The organism is Gracilibacillus sp. JCM 18966 (genome assembly GCF_055392695.1).
Map to the genome: position 1 here is coordinate 1,841,128 of NZ_AP043883.1, position 26,020 is coordinate 1,867,147.

The window sequence follows — 26,020 nt, forward strand, 5'->3', positions numbered from 1 at the left end:
CTTTAAAAATAGGGTAGTAGTAGGCTATACTAAAAAAAAGACTAAAAAGAGGTTGAAGACGAAGATGATAAAAGGGATTGGTATCGATATAGTGGAACTAGACCGTATTAGAGAAATGGCAACAAAGCAACCGAGATTCATTAGTAGAATTTTAACAAAGAAGGAACGGGACCTATACGAAAATCTAAGCTCTGATAAAAGGAAAATAGAATTTTTAGCAGGTAGATTTGCAGCAAAGGAGGCATTCTCCAAAGCAATTGGAACAGGGATAGGAAAGGTAAGTTTTCAAGACATAGAAATATTAACAAATTTAGAAGGTGCGCCTATTTTCTATTCTAATATTACTGAAAAAGATAAAATCTTTGTTTCGATCTCTCATAGTAAGGCTTATGCAACTGCACAAGTAATAATTGAAGCAGATTCGGCATATTAAGAGAGGTTGTCTCATACTATTTTAATGCGGGTAGGAGGGAACAAGATGTACATCGTAACCGCGGAGGACATGTACGAAATCGATCGATTTGCTATCGACCAGGGGGGAATAGATGGAACGATTTTAATGGAGAACGCAGGTCAGGCAATTGCTAAGGAAATGATGGTCGCTGAAGAAAAGAGTTGTCATATGGCTATTTTAGTAGGCAGTGGAAACAATGGTGGAGATGGCTTCGTTATAGCTAGATATTTAAAAAATGAAGGCTATCCAGTGAAGGTTTTGCAATTAGTCCCAAATGAAAAAATAAAAGGTGATGCCGCATACCATAAACAGCTATTGATTCACCAAAAAGTTCCTATCCAAGAGGTGTTAACTACCGATAAGTTACTGGAATGCTTAGTGAATGTCGATATCGTGATTGATGCGATCTTAGGTATTGGTGTAACCGGAGAGATTCGTGAACCATTAAGAGGGATGATTTCTATTATAAATGAACAAAATGCACGTATCTACTCTGTTGACATTCCAAGCGGATTACCTGCCAATGAGAATCATACCATCGATATCGCGATAAAAGCAGATAGAACCTATATTGTAGAAGCACCAAAGCAATCCTTATTCTTGGAGAATACAGCTCCTTACTACGGAGAATGGAAGGTAGTCCCTATCGGAATTCCGATTGAGGCGTATGGGATGATACCAAAAGTGAGAAGCTGGAATTTAAAGGATGTTAAAGTATCCTTTCCAAGGAGAGCAACTTTCTCTCATAAAGGATCTCATGGAAAAGGACTAGTTATTGGTGGACAAGAGCTAATGCCAGGCTCCGTTGCACTTAGTTCACGAGCTGCCCTAAAAGCAGGTGCAGGTTTAGTAACGGTTGCTACAATGGAACGGAATATTCCAGTTATCGCTAATTACTGCATGGAAGCTATGTACCAGAACCTAAGCAATATCGGTCATATAGATTTAGCTGGTTTTGATGGTGTAGCAATAGGGATGGGAATGGGTAGGAATCGTACTGCCAAAACCTTCGTAGAAGATGTGTTGGCACAGGAAGATGTACCAGTCATTATCGATGCCGATGGATTATACCATCTGAAAGAGCTTCTGGGTATGCTACAAGAGCGAAGATCTCCTACCATCTTAACACCACATTATGGTGAAATGGCAATGCTGACAAATCAAGAGATAGAGACAATTAAAAAAGCCCCATTTACTATGGCAAAAGAGTTTGCACAGAAGCATCAAGTTTATCTAATTCTAAAAGGCAAATATACGATTATAACAGCTCCAGATGGCACGCAAATGGTAAATGCCACGGGCAATGCCGGTCTTGCCAAAGGGGGAACTGGAGATGTTTTATCCGGAATCCTTTTAGCCTTCATTATGCAGCATGAATCTGTGTTAGAGGCGATGAATAATGCTTGTTTTATTCATGGTATGTCGGCTGATTTGCGTATAGAAAGTGGACAAAATACGGTAATTGACCTGCTTGCTTCTGATGTGATTGATGGTCTTACAAATGTTTTTCGTACAATGTCCTAGCGCGTAATCGTGTTCCCTTTGTCCTCTTATTTGAGACAAAGGAGAGTTGTCGCGATGAAGAAATATATCATCTTTTTTATGAGTGTTTTGTTTGTTGTGTTTTTAGCTGCATGTGGGGAAAAGTCAAAGGACGATGTTTTAGAAAAGCTTGAAAGCACTGCTGATAAGATGAATGCTTATCAAACACAAGCATTAATGACATTACAAACCGGTAACGAGGACCAGGCTTATCGTATTGAAGTAACACATAAGAAAAAGGACTTTTACCGTGTTTTGTTGAAAAATGAGCAAGACGAGGAGAGTAGTCAAATTATTCTTCGAAATAAAGAAGGAGTATTTGTACTCACACCAGCATTAAATAAAAGCTTTAAGTTCCAAAGTGAGTGGCCAGATAATAAGAGCCAGCCATACTTATACCAGTCATTAATCCAAGACATTAAGGATGACAGTGAAGCAACCTTTACCTCAACGGATGATTATTTTGTTTTTGAAACACGGACAAACTATGAAAGTAATAGTAACTTACCATACCAAACGATTTATTTCGATAAAAAGACTTATGCACCAGTCCTTGTTGAAGTACTAGATAATGATAAAAAATCAATGGTGGAAGTAGAATTTACCTCCTTTGAATTCGATCCAGAGCTACCTGAAGATACTTTTAACATGGAAAAAAATATGACAAGCAGTATTTTTGGTGTGCCAACAATGGCACAAGAGGACTTACCTAGTGAGTTACAGATTTTTTATCCAGCGGAACAGTTAGGTGCAGAGCTAGTCGAAGAGAATAGGATGGAAACAGAGAATGGTGATCGAGTGATGCTGTCCTATGAAGGAGAGAGAAATTTCACGATTATTCAGGAAATGGTGACAAGCTATCCAACTAGTGCCCAATCTCCAGAGCTAGTGAACGGTGATCCAGTTGATCTAGGCTTTACGATGGGAGCCATGTCTGAAACAACGTTAGAATGGCAATATAATGGAATTAATTATTATTTGGCAAGTGAAGATTTAACGAAGCAAGAAATGATTGATGTCGCAACTTCGATACACCAAACAGCAGAAAAATAATAGAGAAAAAGCTTTAGCTAATAGGCTAGGGCTTTTTTTGTTTGTTCTCAAGAAATACACAGTCTTTGTTCCACCAATGTTTATAAGTTATAATGAAGTGTAGTCATTCAAAAGATAAGTAGTTCACTGAGGAGATTAAGGACATAATGAAAGAATTTTATCGGGATTCATGGGTAGAAATAAAATTAGCGCATATTGATTATAATATAAAGCAGTTGACGAAAAGACTGCGAAAAGAAACCAATATATATGCAGTGGTCAAGGCAAATGGTTATGGACATGGTGATATCGAAGTAGCGAGAACAGCGATCGATGCTGGCGCAAAACGACTTGCGGTAGCTTTGTTAGATGAGGCTATTAAGCTAAGGGAGGCAGGAATCCATGTTCCGATTTTAGTAATGGGAAGGGTTCGCCCAGCCGATGTCCCTGTTGCAGTAAAGTATGAGATTACCTTGACGTGTTATCAAAAAGAATGGTTAGAGGAGGTCCGGCAGCTTGAGCTCGAAAAGCCGGTTACCGTCCATTTGAAATGGGATACAGGCATGGGGAGAATTGGGATAAGAAGTACAACCGAGCTTTTAGACAATTTGAAATTATTAAAACATAAAGCTTTTTATTTAGAAGGAATTTTCACTCACTTTGCCACTGCAGACGAAGAAAACCTCGGACATTTTGAATCACAGTTAGTCCATTTTCAAAGGCTTCGAGAGGCTTTTGAGAAAAACTGGCACGAAAAAGTATTATTCCATACGGGTAACAGTGCTGCTAGTATGCGATTTCCAGATAAAATGTTTGATTTCGTTCGATTTGGAATTAGTATGTACGGACTTTACCCTTCGCCAACCGTTAAGTTAGAACAACCAATAGACTTAAAGCCAGCCCTATCATTGCAGAGTAGATTGATCCATGTTAAAAAGGTGGAGCCTGGTACAACGATTAGCTATGGAGCGACCTATACCGCGCAGACCGAGGAATGGATTGGTACTGTCCCATTAGGATATGCAGATGGGATCAGGAGAGGATTGCAAGGCTCAGAAGTATTAGTCAATGGCAAGAGATGTGAAATAGTTGGTCGAATTTGTATGGATCAATTTATGATAAGATTAACAGAACAAGCGAAAGTAGGAGATTTAGTTACCGTAATAGGTAAGCAAGATCAAGAAGAAATTGAAATGGATGAGCTCGCAGAAAAGCTAGAAACCATTAATTATGAGATTGCTTGCATGATTAGTTCAAGGGTTCCCCGTATATATGTTGACTAATTGTGACATAATTTATAAGGACAGGAAAAATTCAAAAAATCGTTAAAACCCCTTTGCAAGCATGTTAGAGAATGGTATGATATTAGTGGATAATTATTTTAGGCTTGTCAATGTTGGTGGAGGTGTATGGTTTTGTCTGAAGACTTACAAGAAGTTGCGGTGAGATTACCAAAAAACCTACTGAATGAGGTGGATGGCTTGATGAAGAATGAGGATAGTAATTTAAGTGATTTTATTTGTCAAGCAACAAAAACATATTTGCGTGAGAAGAAGAAACGTCATATTCAGGAATCCATGCAAAGAGGATATCTCGAAATGGCAAATATCAACTTAAACATTGCTTCAGAAGCTTTTCAAGCTGAAGAGGAGGCTGAAAATACCCTTGGTCGCTTAGTGAGCGGGGTGTAGGTTTTGATTGTAAAAAGGGGCGATGTTTACTTCGCCGATCTTTCTCCTGTAGTTGGCTCTGAGCAGGGAGGGGTTAGACCAGTACTTGTTCTCCAAAATGATATTGGGAACCGCTTTAGCCCCACCGTTATTGTAGCGGCGATCACTGCACAAATTCAAAAAGCTAAGTTGCCAACACATGTCGAAATTGATGCCAAAAAATATGGATTTGAACGGAACTCTGTTATTTTATTAGAGCAGATTCGCACAATAGACAAACAAAGATTAACAGACAAGATTACTCATCTAGATGGCTATATGATGGAGCGAATTAATAAAGGATTAGAAATTAGTTTAGGCTTAACTGATTTTTAGCGCCTTTACTCCAATTTAATGACAGATATTTAATGGGAGAAACCCAAGAATAGATCCTCAAGGAAAAAGCACCCTGTCTAATGTGGAGGCAATGGGTGTTTTTATATCTCATGACCTATTGTCATATTGCAAATTTTGTCAAATAAGTCATAAACAATAGAAAATAATCGTAAAAATAAGTATTATCATGTAGAATTATGATAATACTTATTTTTTACATGTTAGGAAAATATAAAATTTTCACATGGATTAGTGAAAATTTTGAAGTCCTAAGTACATAAGAAGAGCTAATGCGAGTTTTTCTAAAAATAATATCGGAGGGGTAAGTATGCCTGAAACCATGCGCAGAATTGTGATTGAAAATAGTGATGAAATCTCAAAGAAATGGCTAGAGGAAGTGGCGAAAAAAAAGAATGAGGATTATACCTCTACTATATCCGAAGAACTCTATGAATCGACAAACCGAGAATTTGTCAATGTTATTTTTGCGAGTATTAATAAGCAGCAAAACCTTAAGGTATTAACAGAATTCTCTGATCGATTAATTAATTTAGGGTGGCCACTTAGCTATATAACAGATGGTTTACAGACATTTCGCCGTGTAACTATTGATTTCATTCTGAATCAGTCTGAAAAAGTTGATTCTGACTATTTGTCAAGAATATTAAATGTTGTCGATGATTGGGTAGAGCCAATTATCAAACAACTAGTTCGTGAATACTCTGGTAGCTGGGAACATACTGTTTCTCTTCAACGATTAGCTTTACAAGAATTATCAGCACCATTAATTCCTGTAATGGAAAATATAACGATCATGCCACTTATCGGTACGATTGATACTGAAAGAGCCAAGCTCATCATGGAAAACTTATTAGATGGTGTGATTAAAAATAATGCAGAAGTGGTACTTATTGATATAACCGGTGTACCAGTAGTAGATACAATGGTAGCACACCACATCATACAAGCAGCTGAAGCTGTTCGTTTAATCGGAGCAACTTGTATATTAGTTGGTATTCGACCAGAAATTGCACAAACGATTGTCAATTTAGGTATTGATTTAAGCAAATTCCCTACAAAAAGTTCCTTGCGTAAAGGATTTAACACAGCATTGAAGTTGACTAATCGTGATATTGTTAGCTTGTCTGATGATAAGGATCAAGATATTAGTAATCTACTAGATTCGTTAAAATAAGGGGGTGCTAGGAATGAGAATACCAATTCTAAAACTTCACAATTACTTGTTGGTATCCATTCAAGTAGATTTAGACGATCAAACAGCAATTGAGTTTCAGGAAGATTTATTGAGCAAAATCCACAAAAGTGGTGCAACAGGAGTTGTTATCGATCTTACTTCTGTAGATATTATTGATTCCTTTATAGCAAAGGTACTCGGTGATGTCGTATCTATGTCAGATTTAATGGGGGCAAAAGTCGTCTTAACAGGAATTCAGCCTGCTGTTGCGATGACATTAATTGATTTAGGAATTCATCTACAAAATGTACCAACAGCACTTGATTTAGAGCAAGGGTTGATTAAACTTCGCCAGGAATTGGAGGAGTGATTATGAAGGCTCAATCCTCTGTGCAAATTAATAAAGAATGGGATATTGTCGGGGCAAGACAAATGGGACGTGAAAAAGCGAAAGAATTGGGATTTGGTAGCGTCGATCAAGCACGGATTGCCACTGCGATTTCAGAACTAGCACGAAACATCTATCTATACGCTCAAAGAGGTAGAATTCATGTTGAAGTGATCAATGATTTAAATAAAAAAGGCCTAAAGATTATCGCGCAAGATGAAGGACCCGGAATAGCAGATATTAGTAAAGTGATGGAGGATGGTTACTCAACATCAGGTGGTCTGGGAGCTGGTTTGCCAGGTGTGAAAAGATTAATGGATGAATTTGATATCCTTTCTGACAAAGAAAAAGGAACGACAATTAGTGCGATCAAATGGGTAAGATCATAATGGAAGGCTGCTTTAAATAGATTTCGATTTCAAAATAGGAGAACAGCCTTGTTTATACATATTGCTTCCTAAAATTAATCGCCTGAATTATATGATGTATGGAAATGTTAAAGTCATAATTAGGAGGTAATTCAGTGGAGCTAAATAAATTCGATTTTAATAATTACCGTGATTTATTAGATCGTTATATTCTTAAACAAGATGAAAGTGCGTTATACCAAGCAGAGCAATTTACCAAATTATCAATGCAGAATAACATTTTGCCAGAAGAGTTTATTAACATCCACATCCAAGCATTGAAGGAATTGTATCCGGATCTTCCCAAAGAAATATGTGCATCTCTAAACTTCTTATTAGAGACAATGATTTCGTATGGTTTAGCATACCAAGAATTTCAAACATTAAGAGAAAAGCAAGGAGAATTAGAGTCAGAAATTTCTGTTGCTGCAAGTATGCAACAAACATTACTATCGACAACAAAGCCAGAAATTTCTGGTTTAGATATAGGAGCAATTAGTGTCCCGGCTAACAGAATGAATGGGGATTATCATCACTTTGTGAAGGATGAATCAAATAATCTTGGGATTGCCATAGCTGATGTGATTGGGAAAGGCATTCCAGCAGCGTTAGCGATGTCCATGATTAAATATGCGTTAGATAGCTTTCCTGAATCCCAGCTTAGCCCGAGCGTAATCTTAGAGAACTTAAACAGGGTAGTAGAAAGAAATGTCGATACCAATATGTTTATTACGATGTTTTATGGATTTTTCGATTCGAAAAACAGTGTGTTACAATATGCCTCAGCAGGTCATGAACCTGGCTTCTATTACTGTGCGAAAGAAGACAAATTTATTGAAATAAAAGCAAAAGGCTTAGTATTAGGAGTAACACCTGACGCTATTTATGAACAATTCGAGCTAAAGCTAGAAAAAGATGATATTGTTATTCTTCTAACAGATGGAGTTACAGAGTGTAGAATTGGAGAACGTTTTATTGAAAGTGAAGAAGTGCTCCATGTTATTCGTCAATATATCCACCTACCTGCACAAGAGGCTGTCGAAAAAGTGTTCAAGTATTTTGAGAGAATCCAGGATTTTCACCTAAGGGATGACTTCACCTTAATATTTTTGAAAAAAGAGGTTTAACGATAAGTGAATGAGGGTAAATCTGTAGCATACCCCCTGTATTCATATAGATCGTTTTCATTCACTTTATTTACACTTACTTATATTCGTTTATTACTGGTATTAGCAAAGGGCTGATGCCAGTATAATTTCCATAACAGGGATAGGTTTTTTAAGGAGGAATAGCACGGTGGATTTAAATATTAACATTCTGGGAAATGTCGAAGGTACGAAGCAGATTTTGAAATTAACTGGTGAGATTGATGCATACACAGCACCTAAACTGAAAGAAGCTTTACTACCGTTAGTGAAAAAAGATGGGGAGCTTGTCATCGTTGATTTAGAAAATGTGTCTTATATGGATAGTACTGGATTAGGTGTTTTTATTAGTGCGCTAAAAGCAACAAAGGAACATAACAGTGAATTACGACTCGTATCGCTACAAGACCGTGTCGAACGATTGTTTGAAATAACAGGCTTAAATAGTATCATTAATATCGATTCAACTGTACAAGGTGGGAATTAAAAATGGAATCCTTTGACTTCATTGAAATGAAAGTGCCAGCAAAAGCAGAATATGTAGGTGTCGTCAGACTAAGTACATCTGGAATAGCAAATCGTATGGGATTTAGCTATGAGGAAATAGAAGACTTAAAAGTAGCCATTTCGGAGGCTATGTCTAATGCTACGACTCATGCCTATGATGAAAAAGATGGTGGAGAGGTTACTGTTGGCTTCGGATTATATCCAGATCGTCTCGAGGTCATGGTCGCAGATCGAGGTGGAAGCTTTGATTTAAATAAAATCAAGGCAGATATAGGTCCATATCAGAATAATCAATCGATAGAAGATTTGCGAGAAGGAGGGTTTGGACTTTTTCTGATCGAAGCATTAATGGATAAAGTCGAAATTAAGAATGATTATGGCGTAATCGTCCTAATGACAAAATACCTCCGCGAAAATGAGGTGGATATCAATGACGACCAAATCTCAACCACACAGTAATCGTGAGGATGAGATTTACCAGTGGATAAGAACTTTTCAACAAAATCCTGATGATAAAGATACCCAGGAAAAAATCGTTATGACCTATCAAAAACTTGTAAAATCCTTAGCAAGGAAATATGCTAAAAACAGTATGATATACGAGGATCTAGAACAGGTAGGCATGCTCGGTTTGCTAGCAGCGATCAGAAGATATGATCCTGACATTGGTAAATCCTTTGAATCTTTTGCTATTCCCACGATCATTGGTGAAATCAAACGATTTATTCGTGATAAAACATGGAGTGTTCATGTTCCTCGAAGAATTAAAGAACTTGGACCTAAAATCAAAAATGCCATAGATCGGTTAACACAAGAGAATCAAAAATCTCCATCTATTAAAGAAATTGCCAATTATCTAGAAGTTTCCGAAGAAGAAATCCTAGAAACCATGGAGATGGGGCAAAGCTATAATGCCCTTTCTGTTGATAGAAAAATTGAAGCAGATTCAGATGGTAGTGAGGTTTCAATACTAGATATCATCGGAAAAAGTGATAAAGGCTATGAGGACATTGATCGAGAACTATTACTGGAAAAGATTTTGCCAATACTGAGTGAAAGAGAGCAACAAATATTACGGCATACCTATTTCGAGAACAGAAGTCAAAAAGAAACTGGTGAATTATTAGGTATTTCCCAAATGCATGTATCAAGAATCCAAAGAAATGCGCTTAAGAAATTAAGAGAAGCGTTGCATGCAGAGAATCTGGAGGCCATTCGCTAATGCAAAAAAGTCAACAAGTAGAAGTTTCGGTTTTTCAAAAAGCAAAAGATGATAACTATTATTGTGGTGATAGTTATTTCTATAAAGAAGTAGATGGAACCTTTATTTGTGCATTGGCGGATGGGCTTGGAAGTGGTAAATATGCTAATGAATCTTCCCAGCTTGTAGTAGATATTATTAGAGAGTATAGTACCCTTCCTTTAAAATTAATAATGAAAAAGTGTAACGAAAGCTTATTTGGGAAGCGTGGTGTAGTGTTAGGAATTCTACAAATTGATTTAGAAACACAGGAGTATGCCTACACCTCGATTGGGAATATAGGTTTGATGACAATTACTGCTGATTCGATCAAAAAAAGAACCATTCCACAAGCAGGATATTTAAGCGGATATGAACGTCCGGTTAAGATAGTCAAGGATCGAGTGGAGGATGGAATGATTTTTGTGATGTTCTCAGATGGAGTAACGTCTAAAGAAATTTCCAATTCCTACTTTTTACATAAAGAAGTAAACCACATCACAGATACTTTTGCCTATTTATACCAGAATAAATTAAATGATGATACAACCTTAATAGCAATGAAATTTGTAGCTGGGACCTCTTGATTCAATTCAAGGGGTTCTTTTTACGAATGCGCATTGTTTTGATAAAATGATAAGGATGAGTACGAAGGAGGAAATAGTGTGTCGGATAAAGAGTCGAAACAATTATTAGTTCAAACGGTAGCGGATAAGACGAAGCTTGGAACGAAGTCGATTACCAGTGTTATTGCATTATTAGAAGAAGGTAATACAGTTCCTTTCATCGCAAGATATCGAAAGGAGCAAACAGGTTCATTAGATGAAGTTCAAATAAAGGATATACAAGAGGCATGGAATTACGCAAAGGCCCTATCTGATAGAAAGCAAGAAGTCATACGCCTTATTGAAGAGCAAGGAAAAATGACCACAGAACTAAAAGCGGATATTGAGAAGGCTACGCAATTACAAAAAGTAGAGGATTTATATAGACCTTATAAGCAAAAGAGAAGAACAAGAGCTACGATTGCAAAAGAGAAAGGATTAGAGCCACTAGCAAAAGAAATTTATCAACAGCAGAATATCTCTTCTATAGAAACAATAGCAGGAGACTATCTATCAGAGGAACATGAATTACATACAACGGAGGATGTCCTATCAGGAGTGAAGGACATTATTGCTGAGTGGATAGCAGATGAGCCTACCTATCGAGAAATGATTAGACAGCAAATTTCTCAAAAAGGATTAATTCAATCATCTGTGAAAAAAGCAGAATTAGATGAGAAGAAAGTATATGAAATGTACTATGAGTACAGTGAAGCAATTCGATCGATTGTTTCTCACCGGATTCTAGCATTAAACCGTGGTGAAAAGGAGAAAATACTTAAGATATCAGTGGAAACACCAATCGAAGCAATTATTTCATATTTAGAGAACCAAGTAATTAAGAAAAATGCCACCTCGCTTGTAAAAGAGCTTTTGCAGCAGACCATCGAAGATAGTTATAGTCGGCTGATTCAACCATCTGTTGAGAGAGAGATTCGATCAACTCTTACAGAAAAAGCGGAAGCTCAGGCAATTGAGATATTTTCTAAAAATCTTAAAAATTTACTGCTACAGCCGCCACTTAAAGGGAAATATGTTTTAGGAGTGGATCCAGCATTTCGAACGGGCTGTAAGCTTGCTGTTATTGATGAAACGGGCCAAGTGAAAGCAATAGATGTGATGTACCCAACAGCTCCTAGAAATGATGTAATAGGTGCGGAGAAAAAGGTGCGAAAGCTGTTAGCGGAATTTCCTGTTGAGCTCATTGCTATTGGGAATGGTACGGCATCAAGAGAAACAGAACAATTCATTGCTGATACGATTAAAAAGAATGAATTAAATATTGCTTATATAATCGTTAATGAAGCAGGAGCGAGTGTTTACTCTGCTTCGAAGCTAGCAAGAGAGGAGTTTCCTGATTTACAAGTAGAGGAACGAAGTGCTGTTTCGATTGCTAGAAGGGTTCAAGATCCATTAGCAGAGCTCGTAAAAATCGATCCGAAATCGATCGGTGTTGGGCAGTATCAACATGATGTTAGTCAGAAACAATTAAATGAATCCTTGGTATTTGTTGTAGAAACGGCAGTGAACCAGGTTGGAGTGAATGTTAATACTGCTTCCTCCTCCTTATTGCAACATGTATCGGGATTAAATAAGACCGTTGCGAACAATATCGTAAAATATCGCAATGAGAATGGTAAGTTTAAGAACCGAAAAACATTGAAGGATATACCAAGACTTGGTAATAAAACCTATGAGCAAAGTATTGGGTTTTTGCGTGTGATAGAAGGGGATGAACCATTAGATAGAACACCAATTCACCCCGAGAGTTACCTGGCAGCTAAGCAGTTGTTAACAGAATTAAATTTATCTACTGAAGACCTTGGAACTGCTCCGTTAAAGACAGAGTTGAATCATATAGATAAGAAGCGAATGGCAGAAAAGCTAGGAATAGGTTTACCTACATTAGATGACATGGTAAAAGCTTTAATTAGTCCTAATCGAGATCCACGTGATGATTTGCCACAACCACTATTGAAGAAAAGTGTATTATCCATGGAGGATCTAACAGAAGGAATGGAATTGCAAGGTACGGTGCGAAATGTAGTTGACTTTGGTGTATTTGTCGATATCGGCGTCAAACAGGACGGGCTTGTTCATATTTCAAAAATGTCTAATCAATATGTGAAGCATCCTATGGATTTAGTATCTGTCGGAGATGTGGTCACCGTATGGGTGGATAGTGTTGATCAACATAAGCAAAGAATTGCCTTGACGATGATAAAATGAAATGACCTTTAGTGGGGATTTTAACTTCCCCGCTTATGAATGACAAATAAGGCTTTTCGCTTTACCAAAATATGTAGTGAAAAGCCTTAATCATTTTCTCGTGTACAATAGAAAAACCAACATTGATTAAGCAAGCGTATTTGATATTTATCCTTTTGTAAAAAGGCACCTGTCAATTGTTTTTTTAGCCATGTAGGCATCGGATCTCCCTCCAGGTTTATTTTATACTATACTATGTTTATCCATTGAAGGTGTGAATGTTTGTTAGTTGCAGATACATAATCGTGAAAAGGTGAGGACAGATGGATCTTTTAAATGAACAGGAGCTAGTAACCATGGTGGAACAGTTATCCAAAAAGTATTTCAACAAACCTTTTGTAGATACTGTTACTTATAATCCCAGATTAAGGACTACTGGCGGAAGGTATATACCGAGCAAAAGAAGAATTGAGTTAAATCCGAAATATGCGCTTGAATTTGAAAAAGAAGAGCTTATCGGTATAATAAAACATGAATTGTGTCATTATCACCTTCATATAGAAGGTAAAGGTTATAAGCATCGTGACAAGGACTTTAGGGAATTATTGAAGAAAACAGGTTCCCCTAGACATTGTCGACCACTGCCATCTTTAGAAAGTACTTATCGATATCATTACGAATGTAAAGATTGTCAGCAATCTTTTCCGAGAAAAAGAAAAATCAATCTTTCACGTTATCGTTGCGGTAAATGTCATGGTAAGCTACAATTAATAGAATAGAAGAAATATGCTGCATTCTATTGACGAATATGCTTTTTCTATGTTAAATTATATAAGCCTTATACAGCGAAGTGATTTTTCGTGTATACATATTAAAAAAGTTGCGAAATCTATTGACAAACATTCTTGTTTGTAGTAATATTTTTAACGTCGCTGATAAAAAGATTATTCCACAGTAGCTCAGTGGTAGAGCAATCGGCTGTTAACCGATCGGTCGTAGGTTCGAATCCTACCTGTGGAGCCATGGAGAAGTACTCAAGTGGCTGAAGAGGCGCCCCTGCTAAGGGTGTAGGTCGTGTAAGCGGCGCGAGGGTTCAAATCCCTCCTTCTCCGCCATTTTTTAATTGGCCCGTTGGTCAAGTGGTTAAGACACCGCCCTTTCACGGCGGTAACACGGGTTCGAATCCCGTACGGGTCATTTCTTTAGTTGATTAGATACTTGGCGCTATGCCAAGTTTTTCTATCACATTTAAAAGAGAATATGTAGATGAGTTGGTCCGGTAGTTCAGTTGGTTAGAATGCCTGCCTGTCACGCAGGAGGTCGCGGGTTCGAGTCCCGTCCGGACCGCCATTGTTGGGCTATAGCCAAGCGGTAAGGCAACGGTTTTTGGTACCGTCATGCGCTGGTTCGAATCCAGCTAGCCCAGCCATTTTGTTTTTTGTTTTCTATTCGTTTATTAGAATATTACTGCACGACAAAGTTTGATCGTCTTTTCACAAGCTATTCTATTATTTAATGTTTAGTTCAGATGCGATCAGAAGAGCCATTAGCTCAGTTGGTAGAGCATCTGACTTTTAATCAGAGGGTCGGAGGTTCGAATCCTCCATGGCTCACCATTTCATATACTGTGTGTTTATGCGGTCGTGGCGGAATGGCAGACGCGCTAGGTTGAGGGCCTAGTGGGAGGTAATCCCGTGGAGGTTCAAGTCCTCTCGACCGCATTTAAAATAAATATCTCATTGACAGAGTCATTCGCTTTATGATATAATGATAGATGTCGCTTTTGTTGAGCGCCCGTAGCTCAATTGGATAGAGCGTTTGACTACGGATCAAAAGGTTAGGGGTTCGACTCCTCTCGGGCGCGCCATTTCCGGGAAGTAGCTCAGCTTGGTAGAGCACTTGGTTTGGGACCAAGGGGTCGCAGGTTCAAATCCTGTCTTCCCGACCAGTCGATATTTATTACTAGATTGTGAAGAACACATTTTATAAACTTTCATATATTATTTGCGGGTGTAGTTTAGTGGTAAAACCTCAGCCACGAGCGAAACATCTTCCGATTAAACTTCGAGTTGTTCCGAAGCATCCATCATCTTTGAATTAACAAGGAGATGCAGGGACATGTCTTGCGTCAGAGGTTATTTTATAAAATTTATATTTCACATGCGGGTGTAGTTTAGTGGTAAAACCTCAGCCTTCCAAGCTGATGTCGAGGGTTCGATTCCCTTCACCCGCTCCATATTTTAAATGGGCCTGTAGCTCAGCTGGTTAGAGCGCACGCCTGATAAGCGTGAGGTCGGTGGTTCAAGTCCACTCAGGCCCACCATTTATAATTGATCATTGAAAACTGAACAAAACAACCAGTACAAAAAGTAAGAACATGCTAGCTTTAAGCGAGCTTGATCAACACAAGCACTTCGGTGCATCTATTTTATGGAGAGTTTGATCTTGGCTCAGGACGAACGCTGGCGGCGTGCCTAATACATGCAAGTCGAGCGCGGGAAGCTGACTGAATCCTTCGGGAGGACGTGAGTGGAACGAGCGGCGGACGGGTGAGTAACACGTGGGCAACCTGCCTGTAAGACTGGGATAACTCCGGGAAACCGGGGCTAATACCGGATAGTACTTTAGTTCATAGGAACCGAAGTGGAAAGGTGGCGCAAGCTACCACTTACAGATGGGCCCGCGGTGCATTAGCTAGTTGGTGAGGTAACGGCTCACCAAGGCAACGATGCATAGCCGACCTGAGAGGGTGATCGGCCACACTGGGACTGAGACACGGCCCAGACTCCTACGGGAGGCAGCAGTAGGGAATCTTCCGCAATGGACGAAAGTCTGACGGAGCAACGCCGCGTGAACGAAGAAGGTTTTCGGATCGTAAAGTTCTGTTGTTAGGGAAGAACAAGTACCGTTCGAATAGGGCGGTACCTTGACGGTACCTATCGAGGAAGCCCCGGCTAACTACGTGCCAGCAGCCGCGGTAATACGTAGGGGGCAAGCGTTGTCCGGAATTATTGGGCGTAAAGCGCGCGTAGGCGGTTTCTTAAGTCTGATGTGAAATCTTGCGGCTCAACCGCAAGCGGTCATTGGAAACTGGGGAACTTGAGTACAGAAGAGGAGAGCGGAATTCCACGTGTAGCGGTGAAATGCGTAGAGATGTGGAGGAACACCAGTGGCGAAGGCGGCTCTCTGGTCTGTAACTGACGCTGAGGTGCGAAAGCGTGGGGAGCGAACAGGATTAGATACCCTGGTAGTCCACGCCGTAAACGATGAGTGCTAGGTGTTAGGGGGTTTCCGCCCCTTAGTGCTGCAGTTAACGCATTAAGCACTCCGCCTGGGGAGTACGGCCGCAAGGCTGAAACTCAAAAGAATTGACGGGGGCCCGCACAAGCGGTGGAGCATGTGGTTTAATTCGAAGCAACGCGAAGAACCTTACCAGGTCTTGACATCTTCGGATGTCCCTAGAGATAGGGAGTTCCCTTCGGGGACCGAATGACAGGTGGTGCATGGTTGTCGTCAGCTCGTGTCGTGAGATGTTGGGTTAAGTCCCGCAACGAGCGCAACCCTTGATCTTAGTTGCCAGCATTGAGTTGGGCACTCTAAGGTGACTGCCGGTGACAAACCGGAGGAAGGTGGGGATGACGTCAAATCATCATGCCCCTTATGACCTGGGCTACACACGTGCTACAATGGATGGTACAAAGGGCAGCGAAGCCGTGAGGTGAAGCCAATCCCATAAAACCATTCTCAGTTCGGATTGTAGGCTGCAACTCGCCTACATGAAGCCGGAATCGCTAGTAATCGCGGATCAGCATGCCGCGGTGAATACGTTCCCGGGCCTTGTACACACCGCCCGTCACACCACGAGAGTTGGCAACACCCGAAGTCGGTGGGGTAACCTTTGGAGCCAGCCGCCGAAGGTGGGGCCAATGATTGGGGTGAAGTCGTAACAAGGTAGCCGTATCGGAAGGTGCGGCTGGATCACCTCCTTTCTAAGGATATAAGGAAATGATCTATTAGCGTAGATCATCATAGATTGTACTTGGTTGTTTGGTTCAGTTTTGAGCGATTGATGCTCAGAGGATCTTCTGTCAAAACCCGTCACGTCCTGTGACGAACACAGAAGTCACCACCTCGTGTGGAAGCTGTACCTTGAAAACTAGATAAGAAGAAATCAGGACGTGAAGGCACCAAAAGAAGCCAACACGAAACTGATGACAAGACATCAAATAAAAACCAACGACTTTTTCATCTGAAGCATGAGTATAGTTAAGTGAAAAAGGGCGCACGGTGGATGCCTTGGCACTAGGAGCCGAAGAAGGACGGGACAAACACCGATATGTCTCGGGGAGCTGTACGTAAGCATTGATCCGAGAATTTCCGAATGGGGAAACCCTCTACTCGTCATGGAGTAGAACCTCTATCTGAATCCATAGGATAGAGGAGGCAGACCCGGGGAACTGAAACATCTCATTACCCGGAGGAAGAGAAAGCAAACGCGATTTCCCGAGTAGCGGCGAGCGAAACGGAATTAGCCCAAACCAAAAAGCTTGCTTTTTGGGGTTGTAGGACACTCTATACGGAGTTACCAAGAAATACGTTAGACGAATCGATCTGGAAAGGTCAGCCACAGCGGGTAACAGCCCTGTAGTCGAAAGCGTGTTTCCTCCAGAGTGGATCCTGAGTACGGCGGAACACGTGAAATTCCGTCGGAATCCGGGAGGACCATCTCCCAAGGCTAAATACTCCCTAGTGACCGATAGTGAACCAGTACCGTGAGGGAAAGGTGAAAAGCACCCCGGGAGGGGAGTGAAAGAGAACCTGAAACCGTGTGCCTACAAGTAGTCGAAGCCCTTTTATGGGTGACGGCGTACCTTTTGTAGAATGGACCGGCGAGTTACGATCTCCTGCAAGGTTAAGTGGAAGACACGGAGCCGCAGCGAAAGCGAGTCTGAATAGGGCGAGATAGTAGGGGGTCGTAGACCCGAAACCGTGTGATCTACCCATGTCCAGGGTGAAGGTCAGGTAACACTGACTGGAGGCCCGAACCCACGTACGTTGAAAAGTGCGGGGATGAGGTGTGGGTAGGGGTGAAATGCCAATCGAACACGGAGATAGCTGGTTCTCTCCGAAATAGCTTTAGGGCTAGCCTCAAGGGATGTATGTTGGAGGTAGAGCACTGATTGGACTAGGGGCCCTCACCGGGTTACCGAATTCAGTCAAACTCCGAATGCCAATCATATTACCTTGGGAGTCAGACTATGGGTGATAAGGTTCATAGTCGAAAGGGAAACAGCCCAGACCGTCAGCTAAGGTCCCCAAGTATACGTTAAGTGGAAAAGGATGTGGCGTTGCTTAGACAACCAGGATGTTGGCTTAGAAGCAGCCATCATTTAAAGAGTGCGTAATAGCTCACTGGTCGAGTGACGCTGCGCCGAAAATGTACCGGGGCTAAACGTATCACCGAAGCTACGGATTGTTCTACGAACAATGGTAGGAGAGCGTTCTAAGTGCAGGGAAGTCAGACCGTGAGGACTGGTGGAGCGCTTAGAAGTGAGAATGCCGGTATGAGTAGCGAAATAGAAGTGAGAATCTTCTACACCGAATGCCTAAGGTTTCCTGAGGAAGGCTCGTCCGCTCAGGGTTAGTCGGGGCCTAAGCCGAGGCCGAAAGGCGTAGGCGATGGACAACAGGTGGATATTCCTGTACCACCCAATTCCGTTTGAGTGATGGGGGGACGCAGTAGGATAAGGAAAGCGCACGACTGGACGTGTGCGTCGAAGCAGTGAGTGAGTCAGATAGGCAAATCCGTCTGGCAATCACAAGCTGTGATCGGGAGGGAAAATGAGTACCGAAGTTCCGGATTTCACACTGCCAAGAAAAGCCTCTAGCAAGGAAAAGGGTGCCCGTACCGCAAACCGACACAGGTAGGCGAGGAGAGAATCCTAAGGTGATCGGGAGAACTCTCGTTAAGGAACTCGGCAAAATGACCCCGTAACTTCGGGAGAAGGGGTGCTTACTTACGAGTAAGCCGCAGTGAAAAGGCCCAAGCGACTGTTTAGCAAAAACACAGGTCTCTGCGAAGCCGAAAGGCGAAGTATAGGGGCTGACACCTGCCCGGTGCTGGAAGGTTAAGGGGATGCGTTAGCGTAAGCGAAGCGTTGAACTGAAGCCCCAGTAAACGGCGGCCGTAACTATAACGGTCCTAAGGTAGCGAAATTCCTTGTCGGGTAAGTTCCGACCCGCACGAAAGGTGCAACGACTTGGGCACTGTCTCAACGAGAGACCCGGTGAAATTATACTATGCGTGAAGATGCGCATTACCCGCGACAGGACGGAAAGACCCCGTGGAGCTTTACTGTAGCCTGATATGGAATGTTTGTACAGCTTGTACAGGATAGGTGGGAGCCTTGGAAACGTGAGCGCTAGCTTACGTGGAGGCGCCGGTGGGATACCACCCTGGCTGTATGAACCTTCTAACCCAGAACCGTGATCCGGTTCGGAGACAGTGTCAGGTGGGCAGTTTGACTGGGGCGGTCGCCTCCTAAAGAGTAACGGAGGCGCCCAAAGGTTCCCTCAGAATGGTTGGAAATCATTCGAAGAGTGTAAAGGCAGAAGGGAGCTTGACTGCGAGACCTACAAGTCGAGCAGGGACGAAAGTCGGGCTTAGTGATCCGGCGGTACCGAATGGAAGGGCCGTCGCTCAACGGATAAAAGCTACCCCGGGGATAACAGGCTTATCTCCCCCAAGAGTCCACATCGACGGGGAGGTTTGGCACCTCGATGTCGGCTCATCGCATCCTGGGGCTGTAGTCGGTCCCAAGGGTTGGGCTGTTCGCCCATTAAAGCGGTACGCGAGCTGGGTTCAGAACGTCGTGAGACAGTTCGGTCCCTATCCGTCGTGGGCGTTGGAAGTTTGAGAGGAGCTGTCCTTAGTACGAGAGGACCGGGATGGACACACCGCTGGTGCACCAGTTGTTCCGCCAGGAGCATCGCTGGGTAGCTACGTGTGGAAGGGATAAGTGCTGAAAGCATCTAAGCATGAAGCCCCCCTCAAGATGAGACTTCCCCACACTTTAAGTGAGTAAGATCCCTCAGAGACGATGAGGTAGATAGGTTCGAGGTGGAAGCATGGTGACATGTGGAGCTGACGAATACTAATCGATCGAGGACTTATCTATACGTTCTTTGGATGAAAAACCGATGGTTTGTCTACTTCTTATCTAGTTTTGATGGTATAGTTTTTCCCATCTTAATAAGGATTAGTTTATATCCACCAAGTCTGGTGGCGATAGCGGAGAGGTCACACCTGTTCCCATACCGAACACAGTAGTTAAGCTCTCCAGCGCCCATGGTAGTTGGGGCTCACGCCCCTGCAAGAGTAGGACGCTGCCAGGCATGTTCTAAATATTCTTTATTATCGTGGTGTGGAGCAAGGAGCAAAACATCCACCGAATTAAACTTCGAGTAACCTAGTAGATGCAGAGGTCACCTTAGACCACACTATTTATAGCATTATGGATTACAATTTAATAATTTTTTACTATCGCGGGGTGGAGCAGTCTGGTAGCTCGTCGGGCTCATAACCCGAAGGTCGTAGGTTCAAATCCTGCCCCCGCAACCAAAATAATTTACTCACTACTAAGCTTTTTGCTAAGTAAATAAAAGTAGTGTTAAAAGTCAATTTATAATACATAAAATAACGGTCCGGTAGTTCAGTTGGTTAGAATGCCTGCCTGTCACGCAGGAGGTCGCGGGTTCGAGTCCCGTCCGGACCGCCAGATATGAATAGCAAACCTTAAGTTAACAAACTTAAGGTTTTTTAGTGGATTTTTTTAAGGGCCTTTTGGTAAAAGTTTCCGTAGAAAAAGGGTTCATAAGTGTGATGAGGGATATTTCACCAAAGAATAAATAAAAGTTCGTCATGAGCGTAATGAAAGCCGTTTTGCTAAGAATTTTAGTAAGAAATGAGCATCATTAAACTTAACCTTAATTGATATGCAAACATTTAAAAATAATGGAAGTTTTGCTATGATAGTTGGAGGACATAATAGATCTATAAGGAGATCACAATGGATGAATTTCAGTTTATTCAATCAGTGACACCAAAATTTTATCGACAACCAAATGTTATGAAAGGCATCGGTGATGATGCTGCGATTATTCGGAACCAACACGAGGATACAATATTGACTGTTGATACGATGGTTGATATGATTCATTTTTCATTAAAAACGACAAAACCATACCATGTCGGCTATCGAGCGTTAGCTGCTAATATAAGTGACATTGCTGCTATGGGAGGCAAACCAACCTCATTTCTTGTGTCAATCGTCATACCTGATGACTGGCAAGACCAGCAGTTGAATGAAATTTATCAAGGGATGAAAGACCTCGCTAAAAACTTTCAAATGGACCTAATTGGAGGAGACACGGTTTCAGGAAAGCAACTGACACTTACGATAACCGTAATAGGTAGTGTTCCCCAAGGGAGAGCTCGATACAGAAGTCAAGCAAAGCAAGGAGATATCGTATTTGTAACTGGTACATTAGGAGATTCAGCATGTGGATTACATATCTTACTCCATGGTAATGAGAATGAGCACGATAACTATGAATATTTTATTAAACGTCATCAAATGCCCATGCCTAGGGTTGATTTTGTCCAAGCATGCCAAGGGATAACACGAATGGCTTTAAATGATATAAGTGATGGAATCGCCAATGAAGCGAATGAAATTGCGTTAGCATCTAATCAATTAATTGAGTTGGACTATAACAAAATTCCTTGCCAATCTGATTTGTATCATTTTTCAGAAGCAGATAGGAGTAAGTGGATTCTTTCTGGTGGAGAAGATTTTGAACTTATCGGTACCATTCCTGCTAATGAATGGGATATACTAAGGAAAGTGGCAAAAGAGACAAATACAAAAATCTCACAAATTGGTGTAGTGAAAAACAATCCAGAAAAGAATGGATCCGTTTGGATATATCAGCACGATAGATATGCTAAGTTGAATAAATCTGGATACACACATCTAAGTAGGTGAATAAAGATTGAATGAATATATAATGGAAACAAAAACAGAAGAGGAAACGAAACGACTAGCTGAGAAATTAGCACTTTTAATCCGACCTGGCGATGTTCTTACACTTGAAGGTGATCTAGGTGCGGGTAAAACTACTTTCACAAAAGGATTAGGTACTGGTCTTGGAGTAAGAAGGACGATAAATAGCCCAACTTTCACCATTGTGAAGGAATATATGGGGGAAATACCATTATATCATATGGATGTTTACAGGCTAGAAAACAGTGAAGAAGATATCGGATTTGACGAGTATTTTCACGGTGATGGAGTCACTGTGATTGAATGGGCCTCCTTTATTAAAGACTTCTTACCTGCTGAACGATTAGATATTTGGATTAAAAGAGTAGATGATCACACAAGAAAAATACACTTTTTTCCTAGGGGTGATCATTATGAGTTTGTTTGTAAGGAGTTATATCGATGAATATATTAGCGATAGATACCTCTAATCAAGTGATGGGGGTTGCAATTTGGAAGGATTCAGTGCTTAAGGCTGAATATACGACGAACATAAAACGAAACCACTCGATTGGTCTTATGCCAGCAATTGATCATATTATGAAGGAAGCAGATATTTTCCCAAAGGAATTGGATCGGATTGTTGTAGCAAAAGGACCCGGTTCTTATACAGGGGTGCGCATTGGGGTATCGATTGCCAAAACAATGGCATGGACCTTAAATATCCCAATTGTCTCCATCTCTAGTTTAGAGCTTTTAGCCTATAACGGGATGGGACATGCAGGTTATATTTGTCCCTTTTTTGATGCTAGAAGAGGGTTAGTGTATACAGGTCTGTTTGAAGGGAAAGCAAAGGAGCTACATTTAATAAAAAAAGAACAGAACATTGATTTCAAAGCATGGCTTGACCAAGTCAAAGAAGTTCAAAAGCCCATTCTTTTTTTAAGCCAGGATCTCTATATTCACCAAAAAGTGATAGAGGAAAAGCTTGGTGAGCTAGCATTGTTTCCTTCTTTATCCATCGATCATCTACCTAGACCAGGAATTCTAGCAGAGCTTGGGGAAAAGTTGCCTGTTGAGAGCACCCATGCTTTGACACCTAATTATTTACGGCTAGTGGAGGCAGAGGCAAACTGGCTAAAGGAACAAGGAAAGAAAAGCAATGAGTAAAATATTATTTCGCAAAATGACAGTAGCAGACATTGAGGCAGTATCCAAAATTGATCAAGCCTCTTTTTCCATACCTTGGCCGAAGCATATCTATTATGATGAGATGAACACGAACCAATATGCACAATATTTTGTGGCAACAGTAGACGATGAAATTGTCGGGTTTTGTGGTTCTTGGATGGTATTAGATGAAGCACAAATTACAAATATTGCGATTGATCCTACCTATCGTGGAAGAGGGTATGGGGAAGGGTTATTCCAGCATGTGATTAATTATGCGATAGCAAGTGGTATTAAACGTTTGTCATTAGAAGTGAGGGTTTCCAATTTGATCGCACAACAAATGTATAAAAAGTTCGGACTGGTCCCTGGTGGTATTAGAAAAAATTATTATACAGATAATCAGGAAGATGCATTAGTATTGTGGGTGAATTTATGAGTGAATATATATTAGGAATCGAAACTAGCTGTGATGAAACAGCGGTAGCCATAGTGAAGAACGGAAAAGAAATTGTTGCAAATGTTGTCGCCTCCCAAATAGAAAGTCATAAGCGATTTGGTGGGGTTGTACCCGAAATTGCGTCAAGACATCATGTAGAACAAATTACAATGGTATTAGAGGAAGCTTTTAAAGAGACGGAAATGACGATTGACGATATCGATGCTGTCGCGGTGACGGAAGGTCCAGGACTTGTAGGTGCCTTACTTGTTGGTGTTAATGCAGCCAAGGCCTTAGCTTTTGCTCATCAAAAGCCACTTATTGGAGTCCATCACATTGCGGGACATATCTATGCTAACCGTCTTGTGAAAGAATTTTCCTTTCCTTTATTAGCTTTAGTCGTTTCAGGAGGCCATACGGAATTAGTATTAATGAAAGATCATGGTGATTTTGAAATTATTGGGGAAACACGTGATGATGCAGCTGGTGAAGCTTATGATAAAGTGGCCAGAACGTTAAAGCTGCCATACCCTGGTGGACCAAAAATCGACCAATTAGCACAGGAGGGTAATATGGTAATCGATTTTCCGAGAGCTTGGTTGGAGGAGGGCTCCTTTGACTTTAGTTTTAGTGGATTAAAGTCTGCAGTAATCAATACCTTACACAACGCGAAGCAACGTGGAGAGGAGTTTAGACAGGAAGATATTGCAACAAGCTTTCAAGCAAGTGTGGTGGATGTCCTGGTAGAGAAGACTTATCTTGCAGCAAAGCACTATCAGGTAAAACAAGTGATTGTAGCGGGCGGTGTTGCCGCAAATAAAGGGTTGAGAGCCGCTATGGAAGCGAAATTTAAAAAATCGAAGCCGGAATTACTTTTCCCACCGATCTCATTATGTACTGACAATGCTGCAATGATTGCAGCTGCTGGTTCTGTTGCCTTCAAGCAAGGTCACCGTGCGGACTGGGATTTAAATGCGAATCCAGGTTTAAGTATGGAAAAGTATAGTCAAAGAATGATGTCCTGTGATTAATAATATCAAATAGAGGAAATAGAAACACAGAAGGAGCATGTAAAAACATGCTCTTCCGATATTCAGGACTACGGCTATGATTTTCTTACTGCTTTTAAAGCCTTGCTCCATAAAAGGATTTGACTTAACATCGTCGTGACATAATTAATATGAATGTCAGCAGGTTTAAACACTTTAAATTCTGTAAAATCAGTAAAAATAGATAAGGTTGGATGAGCACGCACTGTTGCGATTGATAATTCCCCTAAGATTCCCCGTAAATGCTCAGCTGCACGAGCTCCGCCTGTAGAACCATAACTTACGATTCCAGCTGCTTTATCATTCCATTCTTCATATGCAGAATCAAGTGCATTTTTCAATGCTCCGGTTAAACTATGATTGTACTCTTGAACAATAAAGATGAATCCATCCATGCTGGATAGTTTCTTTTTCCAAGCAATAATTCCTTCTTCTTTTTCTGTCCCCGTTCCGAAAAAAGGCAAATTATAATCTGCTATATCGAGTATTTCATAATTGGCATCTTTGTGTTGCTGACATATTTCTTTTACCCATTTTCCAACTTGTGGACTTAGCCGTCCTTGACGTGTGCTTCCAAGAATAATGCCAATGTTTAGTTTTTCCATATTACTCCTCCTTGTTTATTAAACTTTTAATTCACTATGAGAGCAATTTTACCTCGAACGTGCCGAGTCTCAACAGCTCTGTGTGCATCGGCAGCCCTGTGTAACGGAAATGTTTGTGATAGGAAAACACGTAGCAGTCCTTTTTCATACATCTGGGTGAGCTCAGATAATCTGAATACACTGCGCTTACTGCGGATGGGAATGGTTCCAAGCTCATTTGAAAGATCGAAAGCAACGATTGTACCGATCCTTTTTTTATCCTGTATAAGTTCTATAGATGCTCTAAGGGCTTCCTCACCTGCTGCGTCAAGAGCAGCATCAATTCCATTTGGCGCAAGCTTGCGTACTCGTTCTACAAGTCCCTCCCCATATGTGACTGGAATAGCACCTAAAGTGCGTAAGTAGTCATGGTTATTTGGGCTAGCGGTACCGATCACCGTTGCTCCCCAAGCGCGTGCCAATTGAACGGCGAATGTTCCAACACCTCCAGCAGCTGCGTGTACTAGCAGGGTGTCTCCTTTACCGATGCCAAGTTCCTGCAGTGCTGTATGAGCAGTCTGCCCAGAGGCGGTAAACACACCAGCCTCTTCCCAAGACATACTTTTAGGCTTTTTAACGATTTGAGATGTTGGGACGACCACATATTCTGCATAGCTAGATAGAAGTGACCACCCAATCACTTCATCGCCAACTGAAAAGTCTTCAACCCCAGCGCCAACCACATCGATGATGCCAGCAAATTCATTTCCTAATATTTGAGGGTATCGAATTTCCACGCCTGGCGGGCTAAAACCTTGCCCACGAATCGCACAGTCTACTGGCTGTACTCCAGCTGCTTTTACTTTTACTCGAACTTGATTAAGCTTTGGTACAGGTGGATCAAACTCCATTATTTGCAATACGTCTGGTGTACCGGGTGAATGAAATGCTACTGCCTTCATTTTC

The 26,020-nt window shown here is 41.2% G+C and carries 24 protein-coding genes, 13 tRNA genes and 3 rRNA genes; 37 read left to right on the top strand and 3 right to left on the bottom strand.

What is annotated here, in order from left to right:
* The first annotated feature begins 64 nt into the window (after positions 1 to 64).
* The 15 genes from acpS (at position 65) to ACZ5N5_RS08870 (ending at position 12,789) form a co-directional block, all read left to right on the top strand.
* Entirely contained in the window at positions 65 to 433 is a 369-nt protein-coding gene (gene acpS, locus ACZ5N5_RS08800) for a holo-ACP synthase (protein WP_054788946.1), read from the top strand.
* Between the two features lie 45 nt (positions 434 to 478).
* Entirely contained in the window at positions 479 to 1,978 is a 1,500-nt protein-coding gene (locus ACZ5N5_RS08805) for an NAD(P)H-hydrate dehydratase (RefSeq protein ID WP_464373654.1), read from the top strand.
* Between the two features lie 54 nt (positions 1,979 to 2,032).
* Entirely contained in the window at positions 2,033 to 3,049 is a 1,017-nt protein-coding gene (locus ACZ5N5_RS08810) for a LolA family protein (protein WP_464373655.1), read from the top strand.
* Positions 3,050 to 3,195: 146 nt separating this feature from the next.
* Positions 3,196 to 4,311 (top strand): alanine racemase, encoded by a 1,116-nt coding sequence (gene alr, locus ACZ5N5_RS08815; protein WP_054788945.1) that lies wholly within the window; start codon positions 3,196 to 3,198, stop codon positions 4,309 to 4,311.
* Between the two features lie 126 nt (positions 4,312 to 4,437).
* A complete protein-coding gene (locus tag ACZ5N5_RS08820) occupies positions 4,438 to 4,719 on the top strand; it encodes a CopG family ribbon-helix-helix protein (RefSeq protein ID WP_054788944.1) in 282 nt (93 codons plus the stop codon).
* Between the two features lie 3 nt (positions 4,720 to 4,722).
* Positions 4,723 to 5,073, top strand: coding sequence for a type II toxin-antitoxin system PemK/MazF family toxin (locus ACZ5N5_RS08825; RefSeq protein ID WP_109984836.1), 351 nt, complete (start codon positions 4,723 to 4,725; stop codon positions 5,071 to 5,073).
* Positions 5,074 to 5,401: 328 nt separating this feature from the next.
* On the top strand, positions 5,402 to 6,268 hold the full coding sequence (locus tag ACZ5N5_RS08830) for an RsbT co-antagonist protein RsbRA (protein WP_054861506.1): 867 nt from the start codon (positions 5,402 to 5,404) through the stop codon (positions 6,266 to 6,268).
* Positions 6,269 to 6,281: 13 nt separating this feature from the next.
* Positions 6,282 to 6,638 (top strand): STAS domain-containing protein, encoded by a 357-nt coding sequence (locus tag ACZ5N5_RS08835; protein WP_109984837.1) that lies wholly within the window; start codon positions 6,282 to 6,284, stop codon positions 6,636 to 6,638.
* A gap of 2 nt (positions 6,639 to 6,640) precedes the next feature.
* Positions 6,641 to 7,045 (top strand): anti-sigma regulatory factor, encoded by a 405-nt coding sequence (locus tag ACZ5N5_RS08840; protein WP_054788943.1) that lies wholly within the window; start codon positions 6,641 to 6,643, stop codon positions 7,043 to 7,045.
* 134 nt (positions 7,046 to 7,179) lie between these two features.
* Positions 7,180 to 8,190 (top strand): PP2C family protein-serine/threonine phosphatase, encoded by a 1,011-nt coding sequence (locus ACZ5N5_RS08845; RefSeq protein WP_109984838.1) that lies wholly within the window; start codon positions 7,180 to 7,182, stop codon positions 8,188 to 8,190.
* Between the two features lie 169 nt (positions 8,191 to 8,359).
* Entirely contained in the window at positions 8,360 to 8,695 is a 336-nt protein-coding gene (locus ACZ5N5_RS08850) for an STAS domain-containing protein (protein ID WP_054788941.1), read from the top strand.
* 2 nt (positions 8,696 to 8,697) lie between these two features.
* Positions 8,698 to 9,174: an anti-sigma B factor RsbW gene (gene rsbW / locus ACZ5N5_RS08855; RefSeq protein WP_054788940.1), complete on the top strand. Its 477-nt coding sequence runs from the start codon at positions 8,698 to 8,700 to the stop codon at positions 9,172 to 9,174.
* Positions 9,146 to 9,937 carry an RNA polymerase sigma factor SigB gene (sigB, locus tag ACZ5N5_RS08860; protein WP_109984839.1) on the top strand — a complete coding sequence of 264 codons (792 nt, stop codon included), beginning with the start codon at positions 9,146 to 9,148 and terminating at the stop codon, positions 9,935 to 9,937. Before rsbW ends, sigB begins: the two co-directional genes overlap by 29 nt.
* A complete protein-coding gene (locus ACZ5N5_RS08865; RefSeq protein ID WP_109984840.1) occupies positions 9,937 to 10,542 on the top strand; it encodes a SpoIIE family protein phosphatase in 606 nt (201 codons plus the stop codon). Before sigB ends, ACZ5N5_RS08865 begins: the two co-directional genes overlap by 1 nt.
* Positions 10,543 to 10,620: 78 nt before the next feature.
* The gene (locus ACZ5N5_RS08870; RefSeq protein WP_109984841.1) at positions 10,621 to 12,789 is read left to right on the top strand and encodes a Tex family protein; all 2,169 of its coding nucleotides are present in this window, start codon (positions 10,621 to 10,623) and stop codon (positions 12,787 to 12,789) included.
* A gap of 86 nt (positions 12,790 to 12,875) precedes the next feature.
* Here the strand turns inward: ACZ5N5_RS08870 and cmpA are convergent, their stop codons facing one another.
* Positions 12,876 to 12,989, bottom strand: a complete 114-nt coding sequence (gene cmpA / locus ACZ5N5_RS08875; protein WP_109984842.1) for a cortex morphogenetic protein CmpA — start codon at positions 12,987 to 12,989, stop codon at positions 12,876 to 12,878.
* A 102-nt stretch (positions 12,990 to 13,091) separates the two neighbouring features.
* Between cmpA and ACZ5N5_RS08880 the strand changes: the two genes are divergently transcribed.
* The 22 genes from ACZ5N5_RS08880 (at position 13,092) to tsaD (ending at position 24,452) form a co-directional block, all read left to right on the top strand.
* Positions 13,092 to 13,547 carry a SprT family protein gene (locus ACZ5N5_RS08880; RefSeq protein ID WP_054788939.1) on the top strand — a complete coding sequence of 152 codons (456 nt, stop codon included), beginning with the start codon at positions 13,092 to 13,094 and terminating at the stop codon, positions 13,545 to 13,547.
* A gap of 169 nt (positions 13,548 to 13,716) precedes the next feature.
* Positions 13,717 to 13,791, top strand: a tRNA-Asn gene (locus ACZ5N5_RS08885).
* Between the two features lies 1 nt (position 13,792).
* Positions 13,793 to 13,883: transfer RNA gene (locus ACZ5N5_RS08890), tRNA-Ser, on the top strand.
* Between the two features lie 10 nt (positions 13,884 to 13,893).
* Positions 13,894 to 13,965 (top strand) — tRNA-Glu (locus ACZ5N5_RS08895).
* A gap of 76 nt (positions 13,966 to 14,041) precedes the next feature.
* Positions 14,042 to 14,118, top strand: a tRNA-Asp gene (locus ACZ5N5_RS08900).
* Between the two features lie 4 nt (positions 14,119 to 14,122).
* Positions 14,123 to 14,197: transfer RNA gene (locus ACZ5N5_RS08905), tRNA-Gln, on the top strand.
* A 111-nt stretch (positions 14,198 to 14,308) separates the two neighbouring features.
* Positions 14,309 to 14,384 (top strand) — tRNA-Lys (locus ACZ5N5_RS08910).
* 21 nt (positions 14,385 to 14,405) lie between these two features.
* Positions 14,406 to 14,489, top strand: a tRNA-Leu gene (locus tag ACZ5N5_RS08915).
* 69 nt (positions 14,490 to 14,558) lie between these two features.
* A tRNA-Arg gene (locus ACZ5N5_RS08920) sits at positions 14,559 to 14,635 on the top strand.
* Between the two features lie 4 nt (positions 14,636 to 14,639).
* Positions 14,640 to 14,716 (top strand) — tRNA-Pro (locus ACZ5N5_RS08925).
* 214 nt (positions 14,717 to 14,930) lie between these two features.
* Positions 14,931 to 15,004, top strand: a tRNA-Gly gene (locus ACZ5N5_RS08930).
* A 10-nt stretch (positions 15,005 to 15,014) separates the two neighbouring features.
* A tRNA-Ile gene (locus ACZ5N5_RS08935) sits at positions 15,015 to 15,091 on the top strand.
* Between the two features lie 104 nt (positions 15,092 to 15,195).
* Positions 15,196 to 16,757 (top strand): 16S ribosomal RNA (locus ACZ5N5_RS08940).
* Positions 16,758 to 17,032: 275 nt separating this feature from the next.
* Positions 17,033 to 19,946, top strand: a 23S ribosomal RNA gene (locus ACZ5N5_RS08945).
* Positions 19,947 to 20,046: 100 nt separating this feature from the next.
* A 5S ribosomal RNA gene (gene rrf, locus ACZ5N5_RS08950) occupies positions 20,047 to 20,163 on the top strand.
* Together the 16S, 23S and 5S rRNA genes with 13 tRNA genes alongside form the textbook arrangement of a ribosomal RNA operon.
* A 149-nt stretch (positions 20,164 to 20,312) precedes the next feature.
* Positions 20,313 to 20,389, top strand: a tRNA-Met gene (locus ACZ5N5_RS08955).
* Positions 20,390 to 20,469: 80 nt separating this feature from the next.
* Positions 20,470 to 20,546 (top strand) — tRNA-Asp (locus tag ACZ5N5_RS08960).
* Positions 20,547 to 20,837: 291 nt separating this feature from the next.
* Positions 20,838 to 21,815, top strand: coding sequence for a thiamine-phosphate kinase (gene thiL / locus ACZ5N5_RS08965; RefSeq protein WP_109985668.1), 978 nt, complete (start codon positions 20,838 to 20,840; stop codon positions 21,813 to 21,815).
* A gap of 7 nt (positions 21,816 to 21,822) precedes the next feature.
* The gene (tsaE, locus tag ACZ5N5_RS08970; protein ID WP_054788163.1) at positions 21,823 to 22,278 is read left to right on the top strand and encodes a tRNA (adenosine(37)-N6)-threonylcarbamoyltransferase complex ATPase subunit type 1 TsaE; all 456 of its coding nucleotides are present in this window, start codon (positions 21,823 to 21,825) and stop codon (positions 22,276 to 22,278) included.
* Positions 22,275 to 22,982 (top strand): tRNA (adenosine(37)-N6)-threonylcarbamoyltransferase complex dimerization subunit type 1 TsaB, encoded by a 708-nt coding sequence (tsaB, locus tag ACZ5N5_RS08975; RefSeq protein ID WP_277679375.1) that lies wholly within the window; start codon positions 22,275 to 22,277, stop codon positions 22,980 to 22,982. The genes tsaE and tsaB overlap by 4 nt, the downstream gene beginning before the upstream one ends.
* The gene (gene rimI / locus ACZ5N5_RS08980; protein WP_054861147.1) at positions 22,975 to 23,421 is read left to right on the top strand and encodes a ribosomal protein S18-alanine N-acetyltransferase; all 447 of its coding nucleotides are present in this window, start codon (positions 22,975 to 22,977) and stop codon (positions 23,419 to 23,421) included. Before tsaB ends, rimI begins: the two co-directional genes overlap by 8 nt.
* Complete coding sequence (gene tsaD / locus ACZ5N5_RS08985; RefSeq protein ID WP_109985849.1) at positions 23,418 to 24,452, top strand: tRNA (adenosine(37)-N6)-threonylcarbamoyltransferase complex transferase subunit TsaD; 1,035 nt, start codon at positions 23,418 to 23,420, stop codon at positions 24,450 to 24,452. Before rimI ends, tsaD begins: the two co-directional genes overlap by 4 nt.
* Before the next feature lie 74 nt (positions 24,453 to 24,526).
* On the opposite strand, the gene ACZ5N5_RS08990 is transcribed toward tsaD, so the two are convergent.
* Together ACZ5N5_RS08990 and ACZ5N5_RS08995 are read right to left on the bottom strand one after the other, a co-directional pair.
* Positions 24,527 to 25,075: an NADPH-dependent FMN reductase gene (locus tag ACZ5N5_RS08990; protein ID WP_054788164.1), complete on the bottom strand. Its 549-nt coding sequence runs from the start codon at positions 25,073 to 25,075 to the stop codon at positions 24,527 to 24,529.
* Between the two features lie 26 nt (positions 25,076 to 25,101).
* On the bottom strand, positions 25,102 to 26,016 hold the full coding sequence (locus tag ACZ5N5_RS08995) for an NADP-dependent oxidoreductase (RefSeq protein ID WP_464368412.1): 915 nt from the start codon (positions 26,014 to 26,016) through the stop codon (positions 25,102 to 25,104).
* Between the last annotated feature and the right edge of the window lie 4 nt (positions 26,017 to 26,020).